The sequence below is a fragment of the Paenibacillus paeoniae genome, assembly GCF_003388735.1.
GTDB lineage: Bacteria > Bacillota > Bacilli > Paenibacillales > Paenibacillaceae > Pristimantibacillus > Pristimantibacillus paeoniae.
In genome coordinates, this window is record NZ_QUBQ01000001.1 from 1143412 (window position 1) to 1159428 (window position 16017).

Consider the following 16017-nt stretch of genomic DNA (forward strand, 5'->3'; position numbering starts at 1 on the left):
ATTTGGAAACAGACAGGACATTGGTTTTTATTTCATTGCATAATTGCTTTGGTATGTAAAGTAGGACGATGCAATTATGCTTGGGGGGACAAATGGCTATGGGATTTGGAATCAAACTGCGGGTATGGGGAGACTATGCTTGTTTTACAAGGCCGGAGATGAAGGTGGAGCGGGTGAGCTATGATGTTATGACTCCTTCAGCAGCAAGAGGAATTTTGGAAGCGATACATTGGAAACCGGCAATAAGCTGGGTAATTGACCGGATTCATGTGCTTAAACCTATCGCTTTCGAAAATATTCGCAGGAATGAAGTGAAGTCTAAGGCTTCCGGCAAAAAGCTAGCCATATACACTTCCGAAGAAGTACAGCAGAGGGCAGCATTGGTGCTTAGAAATGTAGAATACATTATTGAGGCTCATTTTGAGATGACGGAAAAGCAAGGTGCCGAGGACAGTGAAGAGAAACACTACAACATATTTTTAAGGCGCGTCCGTCAGGGACAATGTTTTCATCGTCCTTATTTTGGAACGAGGGAGTTCCCAGTCAGCTTTGAGCTGGTGGAAGATGCCTCGTCTGTTGGAGAGAGTGTACATAAGGGTGATATCGATTTAGGCTATATGCTACTCGATCAGATATTCAAGCTTAATGATAAACGGGAGGTCGCAGAGGTAACACCGTATTTCTTCCGGGCGACGATGAAGGACGGAATTATTAAAGTGCCGCGCTTAAAGGAGGCTGTGCGATGATATTGCAGGCGCTTTACAGCTACTACGAGCTACTACTTGAGCAGGAAGGCGACGGGATGCCGCGGCCGGAATATTCGTCTGCTGACGTCTCCTTCGAAATTCACTTGGAGAAGGACGGAATCGTATCCAATGTTATTGCTTATGTGAATGAAAAGGGGAAGGTCGCTAAAAGTAGCTTTAATGTGCCCAAACAGCAGGGCCGACCCGGAAAGCAAATCGCCCCTTACTTTCTATGTGACAAGGCGGAATATTTATTTGGCGCAGCGATTGGGATGAGGGCGGCGTACCGGGATGGCTTGATCGTGCTATGGCAAGATGTGTTGAGTAAAATAGATGAAGAAACACCGGAGAGTACGGCTCTAAAATCCTTTTTAAATTGGAATGATGTTCAACTTTCATTGCAACTGGAGGCGATAGATGATAGTGTTCTGGAGCAGCTACGGTCAGGCGGTCTAGTCGTAATCAAATATGCGCCAACTGGCCGCTTCATTCATGAAATCAGATCGCTCCAGCAAGCATGGGAAAAATATTATCGAGGTCAGCTTGAAGATTCGAAATCAACAGGAGAGCAGATTTGCTTAATTACTGGAGAGACAGTACCTGGCAATGAGATTACAAGACTTCACAATGCCATAAAAAATGTCGAGGGAGCACAATCGTCAGGTGCATTACTGGTTTCCTTTGATAAACCTTCATCTCAATCCTTCGGGCGTGAACAGTCCTACAATGCACCGACTTCGAAGCGAGCTGCTGATGCATACAGCTATGTGCTGAACAGACTGCTGGCAGATCCAAGGCATAAAGTTAGGATGAACGACATGACGGTTGTGTATTGGGCGGATAGCGGGACGGAGGCTGAGCAAAATTTCCTGACCGGTATGTTTCAGGAACGGGGGAACGATTACGACCACGATAACGAAGAGGAGATCGCTGATGCTGAAAGCATACGCACCCGACTTGAAAGCGTCGTAACCCGAATACGGAACGGACAAAGCTTTCAGGATACATTCGCAGATTTAAGAGCGGATACCACCTTTTACGTGCTCGGCTTGTCTCCTAACGCAGCTCGTCTATCTGTTCGTTTCTGGTATACGGGAACTTTGGGTGAGATGGGAGAGCGGCTCTGGCAGCACTACCGAGATCTGTCGATCATCGGACTAGATCGCAGCCCTACGATTCGGGAACTGCTGCGGGAGTTGGCAGTTGGATTTGACTGGAAGAACATTCCACCAAATATGGAGGGTCAGATGTTCAGGTCACTTATGAACGGACAGCCTTATTCAAGAGCCGTTTTCGCCCAATTAATGAATCGCATTCGTGCGGATTCAGATGATCCGAAGAAACGACGTTATAAAATTGGAGCTAAACGCGCCGCGCTCATTAAAGCTTACTTACTGCGGAAGGCTCGTGCCGAAGGAAATAAGTTTAAGGAGGGAGAATTGACAATGGCTTTAAATGAAAAATCTACAAATGTGTCTTACCATCTGGGGAGGTTATTTGCCTGTCTGGAAAAGACGCAGAGTGATGCACTCGGATTGAAATTGAATGCAACGATTCGCGACCGCTTTTGGGGGGCAGCGTCCTCAACACCAGCGATTGCGTTTCCTCGGTTGATCAGTCTGGCACAGCACCACATCTCCAAAGATGAAAATTGGGGAAGGAATAACGACAAACGAATCCGTGAAGTGATGAATGCGCTGCCGGAAAAGTGGCCCAAACGCCTTACTTTAGAGGAACAGGGGACTTTTGCAATTGGCTATTATCATCAGAAACAAAGTTTTTATACTTCTAATACAGAAGAACAGTCGGAGCATCTAAAATTACAAACAGAGAAAGAAGGAAGCCACAATGACTGAGAAAACTCCTTTAACTAAGCGCTATGAATTTGTCCTCTTATATGATGTGGAAAATGGAAATCCAAACGGTGACCCGGATGCTGGAAATTTACCCCGTCTTGACCCAGAGACAGGCTGTGGTCTCGTTACTGATGTTTGTATTAAGCGCAAAATACGCAATTATGTTGAGCTGGCTCGTGAAAACGAGGGTTCTTACGAGATTTACGTTAAAGAGGCTGCCGTCCTAAACAACCTGAACAAGGAAGCTTTTGCGGCGCATCCGGATATGGAATTGAAGGAAAATAAAGCGGACAAGATGGCCGCAAAAAAAAGAGAAGATCAGCAGACGCTTGCCAGATGGATGTGTGATAAATATTACGATATTCGCGCATTCGGCGCTGTTATGACTACGGGTATAAACTGTGGTCAGGTAAGAGGTCCGGTACAATTGAGCTTCTCCAAAAGCATCGATCCGATTTCGCCGCATGAAGTAACGATTACCCGCATGGCGGTGACGAACGAAAAGGATGCAGACAAAGAGCGCACAATGGGCCGCAAAAGCATCGTGCCTTACGGGCTCTACAGGCTTGAGGGCTTTATTTCAGCGCCGCTCGCCAATCAGACCAATTTTGGCGAAGAAGATCTGGATCTGCTCTGGTCCTCGCTAATTAATATGTTCGACCATGACCGCTCCGCTTCACGGGGGAAAATGGCCGCGCAAAAGCTTATTGTATTTGAGCATGAGACGAAGCTTGGCAATGCGCCTGCGCATAAGCTGTTTAATCTCGTCCAAGTTAAACGCAAGCTTGATGTGGAACTCGCGCGTTCCTTCGAAGATTACAACGTAACGGTTGACCGTGCACCGGCTGGTGTCACTGCTGTTGAAATGCTGTAGAACTTGCTCATATAAGTACTGTCGGTTAAGCTGAAATGGCATCAGGCGCTGTTTTTTCTCGCGTATTATCAATGTTTGGGTGCTTCCAGGGAGAAGACTAATCTGGATCAGACCTCGTTGGACTTGTTCTACGGGTTTTCCTGGATGTGCCCAAATGGCAACAACACGAAAAGGTGAGTTATATGTGTGGCTAGGCGAGAGGCAAACGTGAAACGGAGCCAGTGAGTTCGTAAAGCAGCCCCCACCTAATAAGTTGGTAAAATAACAGAAAGGCGACCCACGGCATAAACTTTTCCAGCGTATTCGATTCCTGTAAATCATGAATTTGTTGTATTTACTCGAACAGATACAGTTCGCTTTCCCTAGTCTCAATGATCGCATTTTGAATGAAGAATATTCGCTGAACTTTGTAACAAGATGCCTATCCCTACTACCCTCAGAGTGAGTAGGCTTTTGAAATTGTTAAACGAAAAATAGGCACAGCTAATGTTTATTGACCCATGCAAACATCCCATTGATGAGATGTTCGCGTAAATCAATTTTAAGATGCTTTCGCCATTGGAATTGGCGGAGGCTTTTTGTTTGGAAGTAAAAGAATACTGTTCGTCATATTTTTCCATTTCATAGTATAATAAGAGCATAATCTTTAGGTGCGAACATTACGTTAGATGAAACGGCTCTGACATACATAATCTTTAAAGATACAGGGACTCAAACAATTTTCTAAATAATGGGGGTTATTTGATGAGAGGTAAATCAATCAAGTTATATATTATGGGAGAAAATTATAAAAATTTAAAAACTGCTGAACTTAGCAATTGGACAGGTAAGGCATATATTGGAAATAGGAAGCATGTTCAATTGCTACAAAATATCGAAGAATTATGTTCTCCCGGTATTTATTTGTTAATCTCTGAACTTGAAGAATCCTACCAAAAGAAAATATATATTGGAGAAGCTGATAAAGTAAATGAAAGAATATCTGAGCAGTTTAAGAAAAAGGATTGGTGGAGCGACTTTGTAGTATTTATTAGCAAAGATGCCAATTTAACAAAGTCGCATGTCAGATACCTTGAAAGAGTGCTCTATGAAATTGCATTTAAAAATAAGACTACTATTGAGATGACTAATGGAAACACTCCGCCAGGTTCAAAACTACCTGTTTCTGAATGCGATGACATGGATGATTTTAATGATAATATTATATTTTTATTGAGGAATTTAGGTATTTTAGACTTTACTAAAACTCAATTTTCTGATGTAAATAAAAGAAATCAAGAAAGTGACATTTTTTATTTAAACGTACCAGGAGCTAAAGGTGAGGCAATTAAAGAAGCCAAGCTCATTGTCATTGAGGGAACGTATAGGCTCCTAAGCGATTCTTATATTCGAAAAGATCATGTTAGTAGTTTTGCTAGCCATAACTACGCAAAATTAAGAAAACAACTTGAAGAGGATGGATATTTTGAGCCCTCAGAAAGTGAGAGTTATTTTAAATTGTGCAAGGATATCGACTTTAAATCTCCCTCGGCAGCAGCGGCTGTTGTAAGAAACAGTTCAGTGAATGGTAGAAAAGAGTGGAAGTTAAAAAGCGGAATAAGTCTAGATGAATATGAAAATAGTTTGTAATGAATACATATAACAACTAAAACTTTTAGCTTTTTCGGTGGAGAGAGCATCATCTATCACCATATTCACGCATCGAGCATCCGTCACTGGAGATGTATTTGGCAGTGAAGCTATTCAAGTGACAGCCTACGAAGCTAAATCCGTCGGACTCGACACAAAATGCTGCGTTCCATTTAAGGCTCTCGGGTTCGTGAGTACCAGAACGTTAGATGAAATATCAGCAATAAATTAATAAGTATTTTGAGAGGGGTTTAGTGAATGTACGAATCTTTACTTCTAAAGTGGAAAGACGAGTATTTAAGTATAGAAGGGACATATACAAATCATGTAACCAAATTTGTGGATTACATATCGTTAATTGGCAAGGCAAATCAACCTATTAGTATAACCAAGGAAGATGTTGATAACTGCATTGGTCACTATAATAGTTTGAAGAAAATAAACACTATTAGGACGATGGAAAGTCACATAGAGTCAGTTAAAGCTTTTTATAAATATCTTGTAGGTAAAAAATACTGTGATGATATTTTTAACAACATTGCTTCATTTCAAGAGTTTAAAGAGAAAATTGCATTGAAATACAAATTATTAAATCCTACAAATCGTTCTTATTGGGAAGATAGTGAACTTATAGATATTTTAGAATTACTCGAAGGATACTTTAATAATAACGATTTATCACAAATGGAAGGTATTAATGAAAAGAAAAAATACTTCAAATTTCTAGTTCTAAGACTATTTATTAAGCTGACCTTAGTAGCCCCAACAAAAAAGTCAGTTATTTGCTCTATGAAATTCAATAATTTCGAAAAGGGTTTTAAATTCTTAGTTGTTAATGGAGTTAGAGTGAAAATTCCTAACAGTCTAGTGAGGGATCTAAAATATTCTGTAAAGATTGCTGAAATAATGAAGAGTACAAAGGCAAATGAAAATGATAAGATATTTGACTTTGTTTATAATGAAACTTTCAGAGTGGAGAGCTTAAATGAATATTTTTGTACTTTCTTAAAGACATTTAAAATCTTTGAGATACCAGATAACGTAGGCAGCTATCCTGTTGAAATTATAATGGATACTGCTTTATTTGAAATGGTAAAAAACGGTGCAAACCCTGCTCTAATAGCAAAGATTAATGGTACAAAGATTTCTGCACTGGAAAAGAAATTCTACAGTAATGAAATTCCTATACAAGATGCGGATGAATTAATATACCGAGAGATAGCAAAGAATAAATACTATAGTTTTATTTAGATTATTCATGATGGCAGATAGATCATCTAACACCATATTCATGCATCGGGCTGAAGCCCTTGGTCACTGGGGAAGCATTTGGCAGAGGAGCTTATGCAAGGACAACCCTGCGTGCCTAAGTCTGCCGACCCGTTCTTGTTGGTCACTTAAGGATTTCGGGTTCGTGGATACAAGAATGTTAAGCGAAAGACGAAGTAGCATATAAATCAATTATGTAGGTGTGATCAGAGATGATAATAGTCAGTTGGAATTGCAATATGGCTTTTCGTAAAAAGATATCATATATTTCTCAATTTAAACCTGACATATTAATTATTCAGGAATGTGAAAATCCTGAACTCTTGGAGCTAAATAGATTCCCGTATCAGGTAAAGGACGTGCTTTGGTTTGGTAGTAATAATTCAAAGGGTATCGGTATTTTTTCATTTTCTAAATACAAGCTTAAATTGCATGAAAAATATAATGAGGCTTTCAGATATGTTATTCCAATATCAATAGATGGATTGCACAACCTTACACTATTTGCAGTTTGGGCTATGAATGATAAAGTCAATCCTCAAAACGCATATATTAGACAGATTTGGAATGCTATAAATTATTATGAAGATGAAATAGGAGATAATACAATTATTGCGGGTGATTTTAACAGCAATGCAATTTGGGATGGTTATAGGAGAATTGGAAACCATTCAGATGTAGTGAGATTTTTAAAAGAAAAGAACATAAGAAGTGCATATCATTATTTTTTTAATAAGAATCAAGGGCAAGAAAGTCATCCGACATTTTATATGCATCGTAATGAAGCAAAAAGATATCATATCGATTATTGTTTTCTTTCAGGAGAGTTAATGAACTTAACGACAAAAGTTATTATTGGCGAATATTCAGATTGGATTAGTGTCAGCGATCATATGCCACTTGTAATTGAATTAAATCTAGATTTATAGAAATATGAATAATTGAGGGGATTCTACGGAACCCTTCGCCTAACATCATATTCACGCTGCGAGCTAATGCCCTCGATTTGAGGAAAATGAATTGGATCTTTTACATAAATTAACCCCCACAGCTAAAGGAGTGGGAGTTATACTATCCTTCTAAATGAAATTTTGTTGTTTAATTACTTCATTTGTTACACCTGCTCCAATTTACTATACCTCAAATACAAATCCCCAATTCGCTTCAACATCTCTTCATTATCTGGTTGAAAGTGAACCGCCCATTCCATATATTCAATGGCTTTACTTAATTCCTCTGACTCCAAGCAGACCTCAGACATGAACTGACTATGTGTAAAAAGTTTTTCTTCCCATTTATTATGCAAACTCAATATCTAATCATCGGACAATGTTCTAAATGAGTTATCTCCATGGTTTGGACTTGTTCTGGCTGCTGTGAGAACAGTCGCTCCTGCCAATCGCAATCTTCTGGCGATCGCCGCGCCAATCTCTCTCGTTCCTCCAGTAACCAAAACACGCTTATTGTCCAATCTGCGAGTTGCTCCATTTCTTTTATTGCTTGTACATCATCACTAATTTGAACCTCCTTAAAATAGGAAGAACGAACGGGCTGACTCCAGATGCATATACGATTAGATAATATTCAGCTTCTTTATCTTTCTTCCATCAAGGGTGAAGTGGAAATCTAATGGGAGTGGACTCCCCTTAAACTCTCCGGAAAGCATCGCAGTGACGATGATTTGGTCATTTTTTTCTTCACAATTTGTAATGTCTGTGCTTACCTTTGCTTCTGTGTTCACCTGTATAATGTGTTCGCTTATTGCCGCTGATCCGAAATATTCCTTTCCTTCGTCATGTACAATCGCTTCATCTGTAAAACAGTCCGTAAGCAATTCCTTGTCTCTCACATCAGATGCATGATAAAAGGCTGCAATGGGCTGGGGCAGCGGTATAGCTCTGCTGTTTGACGAGAGAACGATACGGAGAATGCTTACCTTTTCTTCTTTTAATATAAAGTGAAAATCCAGGTACAGTGGGTCAGGAAGGCCTGTTTTATCATAAATTCCATCTGTAATAGCTGTAACTACGATTTCTTTGGTGTTCTGCACGACGTTTGTGATTTCGAGCCGTAGATGATCTCCAAAATACGTTTGATCACTCCATTGCTTTATGGCTGTTTTTCCGTGATATTTCTTACCGGCGTCAATCACAACAGCGTCATCGTGAAAAGTTAAAAGAAATGCAGTGGAATCCTCAACGTTTGTTGCATGAAAATGTTTTTCAATAGCTTCGGGTAATTTATAGTTTTTGTTCATCGTAACTCTCCTTTATATAAGTTTTTCTGTAGCGGCGTTAACACGAATATCTTTTCTCTTCTGTTCTAAGATGCTTGTTGACCTCCATGCTGTCATCTTACAATGTATAACTTGACGACATCGTGTCAGGTTATAATTTTAAATGTAATTATTCTTTATTCCGTTCAACTCACTTTTCAACATATCTCGTATATGTGGTGGAGCCACTACTTCCAAGTCTGCCCCGAAAGAAAGGAGATATCGGATCAGCCATTTGTTTTCTGGCAAGGAAGTGGTAACGGTGAAAGAGCCATTTTCATTTTCAATAATACATTTTTCATTAAATTCATCGTATACCCGATAGGCTCCACGGTTGGAGATCTTCAAGGTTACATCTATCCATTTTTGTGCTTCTTGCTCTTGCTCAACTTTGCATGATTGATCTAGAGGTCTTTCTGTAAATGTTTCAGGGTAGATCGTGAGATTCGACATTCGTGAAATTTTAAAGGTTCGAAGAGTGTTTTTTGTCAAGCAGAAGCCCTGTATATACCAAGCGTTTACCTTGAATACAAGTTTGGCTGGTTCAACTCTGCGGATTCTTTTTTCGCCGTTTGAATTGAAATATTCGAATTCTATAACCTCTCTATTGAGTATTGCATGTCTAATTACAATAAATTGGTTTGCTCGATTCTTATCGCTCCCCCAGGGACTGAAATCTACCTCAATCCAACTCGTTCTGCTTTTTTTGAATAGCTTGCTCAACTTGTCCAGTACGTTATCGTCAACCGGAACCTGTGTTACTGTCAGACTTTGTAGTGCGTATAGTATTTCATTCTGCTCGTTTTCCGAAAGAAGGGATTTATCAAGCACATAATCGTCTAGCATGGAGATTCCGCCACCCTTGCCCTGACTGGTATAAAGCGGTATCCCTGCGGCAGATAGCGTGTCAATATCCCGGTATATGGTTCTTATGGACACTTCAAATTTCTCTGCCAATTCTTTAGCGGTTATCGTTTTTTTATTAAGCAAAATATATATGATTTCAAATAATCTATTAATCTGCATGACATCACCTCACGTCACTTTATATTCGGATAAATGGCTTTTATCTTATACGTACCGTGGTTGTTTAGAATGTCTGCAATTTTCTTGTGAACAAAAAATCCATCCTTGCACACCACTGTACACTCGTCGGACACAACATCTCTATATACTTCCGAGTATAAACTATTTGGAGGTATCCACTATGACAAACACTAACATCAAAAAAGCCGCAGTTATTCTAAGCATCTCCGCAGTTCTAGCTTCCTTCTCCGGTCAAGCCTGGGCTGCCCAAGCTAATCTGACTTCACCAGCTACTCCCGTAACAGTGTCAGACAATAGCAATCCTTATTATGTTGCTGGTATTGACAGTTCAGCAGAGTTCACGACTTATTTTGCCCAATTGCAGAAAGCGGTTAAGGATAATAAGCCGCAACAAGTAGCAGACCTGATTTCCTATCCGATGAACCTAAACAAAGATGGAAAAAGAACGGTGATTGCCAATAAGGATGAGTTTATTAAAAATTACGATCATATCTTCACTTCTCGTGTACAAGAACAGCTATTGGCTCAAAAAGCAGATAAGGTGTTTGTGAACTGGAAAGGCATAATGGTGGGAGAAGGAGACTTGTGGATCGGTAAGCTGAACGATAAACTTGGAGTTATTGCGGTCAATATCATCAACAATCCATATGAAATCGCAGGGGTCAAACATGCAGCGGAATTTGAGCATTTCCTGACCAAGCTACAAAATGACGTTCGCAAAGGCAATAAAGCCGAAGTGGCGAATAGCATGACATATCCGTTGAAAGTGAACAGCAAGGGAAGTACTGTACAAATCAAATCTCAAAAAGATTTTATTGCCAAGTACGATAAAATCATGACCGCTGACGTTAAGAAGAAGTTGTTAGCCCAGAAAGTCGAAGCTGATCAACTCCTCGTCAATTGGAAAGGCGTCATGGTTGGTGACGGAGCGCTGTGGATTGGACAGACTGGAGAGAAAATCGGGGTAATAGCTATAAATCGGTAATGGATGTTACCCATAAGATCATTCACAATCGTTGTCTAACAAGTCGCCTTCAATAGGCGGCTTTTTTGTACATTTTTATGTATAGACGATTTGGATAGCCATTTCGAAGTTTCATATATTTCTGAAGGTTGTTAATCGGACTGAGTTATAGGTCCAGACTTGATATATGTGTTAAAAACAACCATACTATAAACAGACCAAGGTTTGTTTATGGAGGGCATATGAGTAGAACCAAGAAAAACTTTGCTAATAGAAGACGGGAAATTGCAGCTATCGCCGAACAATTATTTCTGGAGAAAGGGTATGAGGATACCAGTATAACGGACATTTTGGAGGCTGCCGGACTTTCCAAGGGAGGTTTTTATCATTATTTTGGGACGAAGGAAGAAATTATCTTGGAATGTATTCAGCATATTGCTGAGGAATTGTCGGCGTTAGCGGAAGAGATTCTAAGCGGGGAGCAGCTTGATGCTATTGATAAGTGCTTTACTTTTATGAGTATTAGAGATGATATTTTACAGGGGAAGCAGGAGATCATTGGCATTATGAAGGTCGTAAGCATGCATGAGGTGTATCAAAATAAATTGATTGAACTTTTAGTTGATACCTTTTCGGGTCCATACGCGCATTTAATTGAGCAGGGCAACAGGGAAGGTTTGTTTCAGTCGGCGTTTCCTATGGAAACAGCAAGACTCATCATGAGATTAATCATACCCGGAGCGTTGAAGGAACCGAGCAGCAATCGGGATATGGTGCAAAACGAGGAAAAGGCACTGAACCATTTAATCATTCGCACATTAGGCATCACACAGTTGGATCGTTTGAGACACGGAGGAGTTCATGTATAACCTACTTTGCATAATCATACTGCTATTATCTTGTGTGAGTTTGTTTGGTTACTTAAAGAGAACCACGAGAAAAATGATGGTAAGTCTAAACGTACTACTTGTATTTTTATCTGTCCTATCGCTTGTTATGTATGGAGTTCGTCTAACGCTAGCTCCTTTATACGGCTTAATCGTATTATCACTATTTCTGTTTGTGGTCTCATTAGTAAATAAACAATCAACGCGCAGAAAAAATAAGCTTTTGGCCGTTTTAACAGTTGGACTGACGGTTGTATTCTCTTTGGGTACAGGGGTATCCTTGTATATCTTCCCCCAGTTCTCGCTAGCAAACCCTTCCGGCCCACATGGAATAGGCGAGCTTTCGCTAAGTTTGGAAGATACATTACGGGAAGAACCCTATACGAGTGTTACAGGTGATAGTCGTAAAATGATGCTGCAAATCTGGTATCCTACCGCAAAGGACACATCCAGCAAGAAAGAGCATTATCCCTATGAGGTAGGAGATGCTCTTAATTCTGTACTGCAATTACCACAATCGCTTTTCTCTTATTTCAAAAAAATCCCGACTCATATCGTGCATGCAGCTTCTGTTATGACGGCCAAACATAAATATCCAGTCATTCTTTTTTCACCGGGAAATGGTTCTACACGATTCCAAAATCTGAGCTTGGTAGAAGAGCTCGTTAGCAATGGGTATGTCGTAATGGGAATGGATCACCCTTATACATCCAGTGACTTGACCTATCCGGACGGAACAGTTGCAGTTAGATCTGAGGGAAAGTTAGAGTCCATACCAGAGGAGTATTTGTTTGAAACAGAGGTTGATATCCGAGCGAAGGATATGGCGTTTGTTATTGGCCAACTAAGAAGCAAGGCGGACTCACTGGCTGGTATCCAGAGTATTTTGCAGGAGATGGATATGGACAACATCGGTGTAGTTGGACATTCTTATGGCGGAGCCACGATAGCTCAGGTTATGGCAGAAGATCGGAATATTAAGGCAGGAATTAGCTATGACGGGGGATTATGGGGGAGTCCGGCGTCAGAGGGTATCCAGCAACCTTTCCTATATATGAGCGCATCCAAGACGTTGGATTACATGAATTCAACCAAAGCCTCTGATGAACTTCAGAAACAATTTGTGAAAAGTGTTCTGCAAAATCTGTATAGCACGGAGCAGGCTTCGGGAAAAGATTTTCATTTCGCCTTATTTGAGGACTACAATCACTATAGCTTTACGGATATCCCGTTTATCGTTCCTGTCTTTTCTAGTGGCAGCGACACAACTCAAATGACGAACGAGGTGAGTCTCGCATTTTTTGACCAGTACCTAAAAGGGGAAAGTGTGGATTTTAGAGACTTACTGATAGCGGATCATAATGTGAAGCTAATGAGTGTGGATGATGTATTGAAATGATAGGCAAACGTCAGGGCCGCAGGTGGACGCCGGAGCTATACCAGCGAATCATCTGCGGCCCTGTTGGGTTAGGTTTGGAAATTTCAGACGCGGAACTGGCGGAATGCCTCGACCATCTCGCGGGTGAATATCTCCGGTTCCTCGAACGCGGCGAAGTGACCGCCTGCTTCGACGTGATTCCAGTAGAAGAGATTCTCCCACGCCTGCTCTGCCCACTCGCGCGGCGGGATGTAAGTCTCAGCCGGGAACAGGCTTGCACCCATCGGCACGGTGATGCGCCCGCCGCCGGAGCGGGCCGACGAGAAGAACTCCGGACCTTGGATGGTAGCGCCCACGCCCTCCCAATACAGGCGAGAAGTGGATGCGCCAGTGCCTGTGAACCAGTACAGCGAGATGTCATTCAGCATCTGATCGCGGGTCAGCGCGTCCTCGGGGAGACCTTCATTGTCGGTCCACTCGTGGAACTTCTCATACATCCAGGTCGCGAGCGCAACTGGCGAGTCGTTGAGCGCATAACCGATGGTTTGCGGACGGGTGTTCATCTCATCTGCGTAGCCGGTCTTGTTCGTGACGAACAGGTTGATGCGGGCAAGGGCGTGTGCCTCCTCCTCGTTCGGGTTCGCCGGGATCTCAGCAGGCACGACCATCGGCAGGTTCACATGCGCCGCCAGCAGCCCTTTCGGTGCTTGTGAAGCGAGGGCTGTGGTGACAGCCGATCCCCAGTCGCCTCCCTGCGCGACGTAACGATCGTAGCCTAGGCGTTCCATCAGTTGAGCCCATGCGGCTGCGATCCGGGCGGGGTTCCAACCGAGGTCGCGTGGCTTGTCGGAGAAGCCGTAGCCAGGCATAGATGGAATGACCACGTGGAAGGCGTCCTCTGGGCTGCCGCCGAAACGCTCGGGGTCAGTAAGCCGCTCTGCCGCATCGAGGAACTCAATGATTGAGCCCGGCCAACCGTGGCTGAGCAGAAGCGGCATAGCGTTTTCGTACTTCGAACGGAGGTGGATGAAGTAGATACCAACACCGTCGATTCTCGTGCGGAACTGCGGAAACGTGTTCAAACGCTCCTCGAATAGGCGCCAGTCGTACATGTCCCTCCAGTATGCGACGAGTTCCTGAGCTGCGGCCAACGGGACGCCTTGCGTCCAGTCGTCTACCAATTCACGGTCCGGCCAGCGCACCATGCTCAGTCGCAGCTTCAAATCGTCGATCGCCTCCTGCGGGACATGAACCTCGAACGGCGTGACCTCCTCAGTGGCATCGTTGTAGTGCGTGTCTTCCTTGTGCTCAAGGTCCTTTAGCGTCTTCTCCATTGTGGCGATAATTTGAGACTTCACCGTATCATAGAACACCGTCTCCTCAGAGCCAGTGGCTTTGACGTCATCGCTGGTTGCCTGCTGTATCGATTGCAAACGACGATGCTCTTCAGCAAGGTCTTCAATTGCCCTCAAGGCATGCTTTGCTTGAAGGAGTAAATCTTTATGATGTTGTTCTTCTAATTTTTGTTCCAGCTTCTCAAGTTTTTCAATCATGATGCAGCCATTCCTTTCGCTATTCATTAACCTATTCGGTCGTTATTGGCAAGCACGTCAGGGCACAAAAAAACTCTACAACTTAGAGTAAGGTCTAAGTCAAGCATTTTGCAGGATACATTCACGATTCTTTTTCTATAACAAGAGTAGAAGCAGCAGTCTCTTAAATCTCCTGTTTCTTGCCCTTCCCAAACTGCGACCGAATAACAGTCACAATCAAAATAAGCAGCACCGGAAGGACATAGGTGATGTTGTTGATCAGCGGCCAAGAGGTATTCACAAGCTCTTCCAGCTCGGCTTCCTTGGTGTACGTCGTGACCGATAGCAGCAGGCAGATAAAGGAGACGGGGAAAACCAGGTAGCGCTCGTCGTCAAGCTTGAGCAGTTCCTTCAGCAGCTTCATCAGGATCACCAGCAGGATAGACGCCTTGAAATAAAAGCCGATGATAAGCGAAAAGCCGATAACGGATTCGATGCGCTCAATCAGCTCTTGAAAATAGATCAATCTGGCCAACTGGTACAGCGAGTACTTCAGATCGCCAGACAGAGGCCCCAGCACCATAATGCTGCTGAACACGGATAGGATCAATGTCAGCGTATTGACGATAAGAGCGGCGTACATATGCTTGCCTAATTTGGTCTTATCCTTCTTCCGTACGAACGGCAAGATGACGGCGAAGACGACCAGCTCGGAATAGGGAAAGCCATAAACGACATAAGCGGCATTGAGGATGGGTCCAATTCCATCAGGCATGATGGGAAGTATATATTCAGGATGATACAGGCTTCCTACCAGAATCCAGATCAAGATGATGAAAGCAAACATCAACGCCAATAACACGGCTGCCATGCGAGCGATGACTTCAATACCGGCCAGGGCTGTAAGCGCAATGGTCACAAAAAACATCGTGTTGACGGCATACGTGGGCGTTTCTTTTAACATCGTATTTTTGAAAAAGGTGCCAATCTCAATGACAATGCCTGCGACGTTCCAGAACATCACGCAAGTGAGGGGCAAGAGCAGGATGAGTGTCAGCGTGTTACCCATTAGAGCGCGGCTTTGCCCGATTAGAGAAAGCTCCGGATTCTTCCGGTACAGGTACAGAATGCTCGCAAGCAGCAGCGTGCCCATAGCCGCGGCAATGAGCAGGGAAATCCATGCGCCGTTGCCGCCCAGATTGGTCAAGGGGGCAGGGACTATGACGATGGAGGAGCCTGTCATGAAGAAGAGGAGCAGCATGGACATCTGAATCGAGCTGATCTGTTCTTGTTTGTTCATGCGTTCCTCTCCTTCCTTAGGATTGCTGCGGGTTCAGCCAATGTACAATCTGTTCTGCCGGCTTGCTGAGTAAGTTGAAGATGCTGTCCAGATTCGGCCATGACTTGGCTGCGATGAAGACGAAAGCCAGATACAGCAGAGGCAGCATCATAATGCCGTATACTATTCGGTCATGAGAACTGGACTTCTTCAGTCTGGGGATGTCATAGATCAGCATACCGGCACTTAAGAGAAGAACGCAGATTAGTTTCCCCAGCATC

At 42.8% G+C, this 16017-nt stretch carries 15 protein-coding genes; 9 read left to right on the forward strand and 6 right to left on the reverse strand.

Annotated elements, in window-relative coordinates; all coding sequences use genetic code 11:
* Window positions 1-98 precede the first annotated feature (98 nt).
* From cas5c to DX130_RS05100, 6 genes are all read left to right on the forward strand, one after another.
* On the forward strand, window positions 99-746 hold the full coding sequence (gene cas5c / locus DX130_RS05075) for a type I-C CRISPR-associated protein Cas5c (protein WP_116043345.1): 648 nt from the start codon (window positions 99-101) through the stop codon (window positions 744-746).
* The gene (gene cas8c / locus DX130_RS05080) at window positions 743-2602 is read left to right on the forward strand and encodes a type I-C CRISPR-associated protein Cas8c/Csd1 (protein ID WP_116043347.1); all 1860 of its coding nucleotides are present in this window, start codon (window positions 743-745) and stop codon (window positions 2600-2602) included. Before cas5c ends, cas8c begins: the two co-directional genes overlap by 4 nt.
* Complete coding sequence (gene cas7c / locus DX130_RS05085) at window positions 2595-3476, forward strand: type I-C CRISPR-associated protein Cas7/Csd2 (RefSeq protein WP_116043348.1); 882 nt, start codon at window positions 2595-2597, stop codon at window positions 3474-3476. The genes cas8c and cas7c overlap by 8 nt, the downstream gene beginning before the upstream one ends.
* A gap of 744 nt (window positions 3477-4220) precedes the next feature.
* Window positions 4221-5105, forward strand: coding sequence for a GIY-YIG nuclease family protein (locus DX130_RS05090; RefSeq protein WP_116043350.1), 885 nt, complete (start codon window positions 4221-4223; stop codon window positions 5103-5105).
* Window positions 5106-5363: 258 nt separating this feature from the next.
* Window positions 5364-6356 (forward strand): hypothetical protein, encoded by a 993-nt coding sequence (locus DX130_RS05095; protein ID WP_116043352.1) that lies wholly within the window; start codon window positions 5364-5366, stop codon window positions 6354-6356.
* Window positions 6357-6586: 230 nt separating this feature from the next.
* A complete protein-coding gene (locus tag DX130_RS05100; protein WP_116043354.1) occupies window positions 6587-7303 on the forward strand; it encodes an endonuclease/exonuclease/phosphatase family protein in 717 nt (238 codons plus the stop codon).
* Between the two features lie 386 nt (window positions 7304-7689).
* Here DX130_RS05100 and DX130_RS26355 read toward each other — a convergent pair whose 3' ends face one another.
* From DX130_RS26355 to DX130_RS05115, 3 genes are all read right to left on the reverse strand, one after another.
* The gene (locus DX130_RS26355) at window positions 7690-7845 is read right to left on the reverse strand and encodes a hypothetical protein (RefSeq protein ID WP_165861167.1); all 156 of its coding nucleotides are present in this window, start codon (window positions 7843-7845) and stop codon (window positions 7690-7692) included.
* A 102-nt stretch (window positions 7846-7947) separates the two neighbouring features.
* Entirely contained in the window at window positions 7948-8631 is a 684-nt protein-coding gene (locus DX130_RS26670) for a nuclear transport factor 2-like protein (RefSeq protein WP_206098761.1), read from the reverse strand.
* Window positions 8632-8769: 138 nt separating this feature from the next.
* Window positions 8770-9675 carry a helix-turn-helix transcriptional regulator gene (locus tag DX130_RS05115; RefSeq protein ID WP_116043357.1) on the reverse strand — a complete coding sequence of 302 codons (906 nt, stop codon included), beginning with the start codon at window positions 9673-9675 and terminating at the stop codon, window positions 8770-8772.
* A 181-nt stretch (window positions 9676-9856) separates the two neighbouring features.
* Between DX130_RS05115 and DX130_RS05120 the strand changes: the two genes are divergently transcribed.
* From DX130_RS05120 to DX130_RS05130, 3 genes are all read left to right on the forward strand, one after another.
* Window positions 9857-10681: a hypothetical protein gene (locus tag DX130_RS05120; RefSeq protein WP_116043359.1), complete on the forward strand. Its 825-nt coding sequence runs from the start codon at window positions 9857-9859 to the stop codon at window positions 10679-10681.
* A gap of 221 nt (window positions 10682-10902) precedes the next feature.
* Complete coding sequence (locus tag DX130_RS05125) at window positions 10903-11529, forward strand: TetR/AcrR family transcriptional regulator (RefSeq protein WP_116043360.1); 627 nt, start codon at window positions 10903-10905, stop codon at window positions 11527-11529.
* A 73-nt stretch (window positions 11530-11602) separates the two neighbouring features.
* Window positions 11603-12946, forward strand: a complete 1344-nt coding sequence (locus DX130_RS05130; RefSeq protein ID WP_165861168.1) for an alpha/beta hydrolase family protein — start codon at window positions 11603-11605, stop codon at window positions 12944-12946.
* Between the two features lie 83 nt (window positions 12947-13029).
* On the opposite strand, the gene DX130_RS05135 is transcribed toward DX130_RS05130, so the two are convergent.
* The 3 genes from DX130_RS05135 to DX130_RS05145 all read right to left on the reverse strand — a co-directional run bounded on the left by DX130_RS05135 (window position 13030) and on the right by DX130_RS05145 (window position 16016).
* Complete coding sequence (locus DX130_RS05135) at window positions 13030-14478, reverse strand: epoxide hydrolase family protein (RefSeq protein WP_206098762.1); 1449 nt, start codon at window positions 14476-14478, stop codon at window positions 13030-13032.
* A gap of 163 nt (window positions 14479-14641) precedes the next feature.
* On the reverse strand, window positions 14642-15757 hold the full coding sequence (locus DX130_RS05140; RefSeq protein WP_116043364.1) for a GerAB/ArcD/ProY family transporter: 1116 nt from the start codon (window positions 15755-15757) through the stop codon (window positions 14642-14644).
* 16 nt (window positions 15758-15773) lie between these two features.
* Window positions 15774-16016, reverse strand: a complete 243-nt coding sequence (locus DX130_RS05145) for a hypothetical protein (RefSeq protein ID WP_116043365.1) — start codon at window positions 16014-16016, stop codon at window positions 15774-15776.
* Window position 16017: the final 1 nt, after the last annotated feature.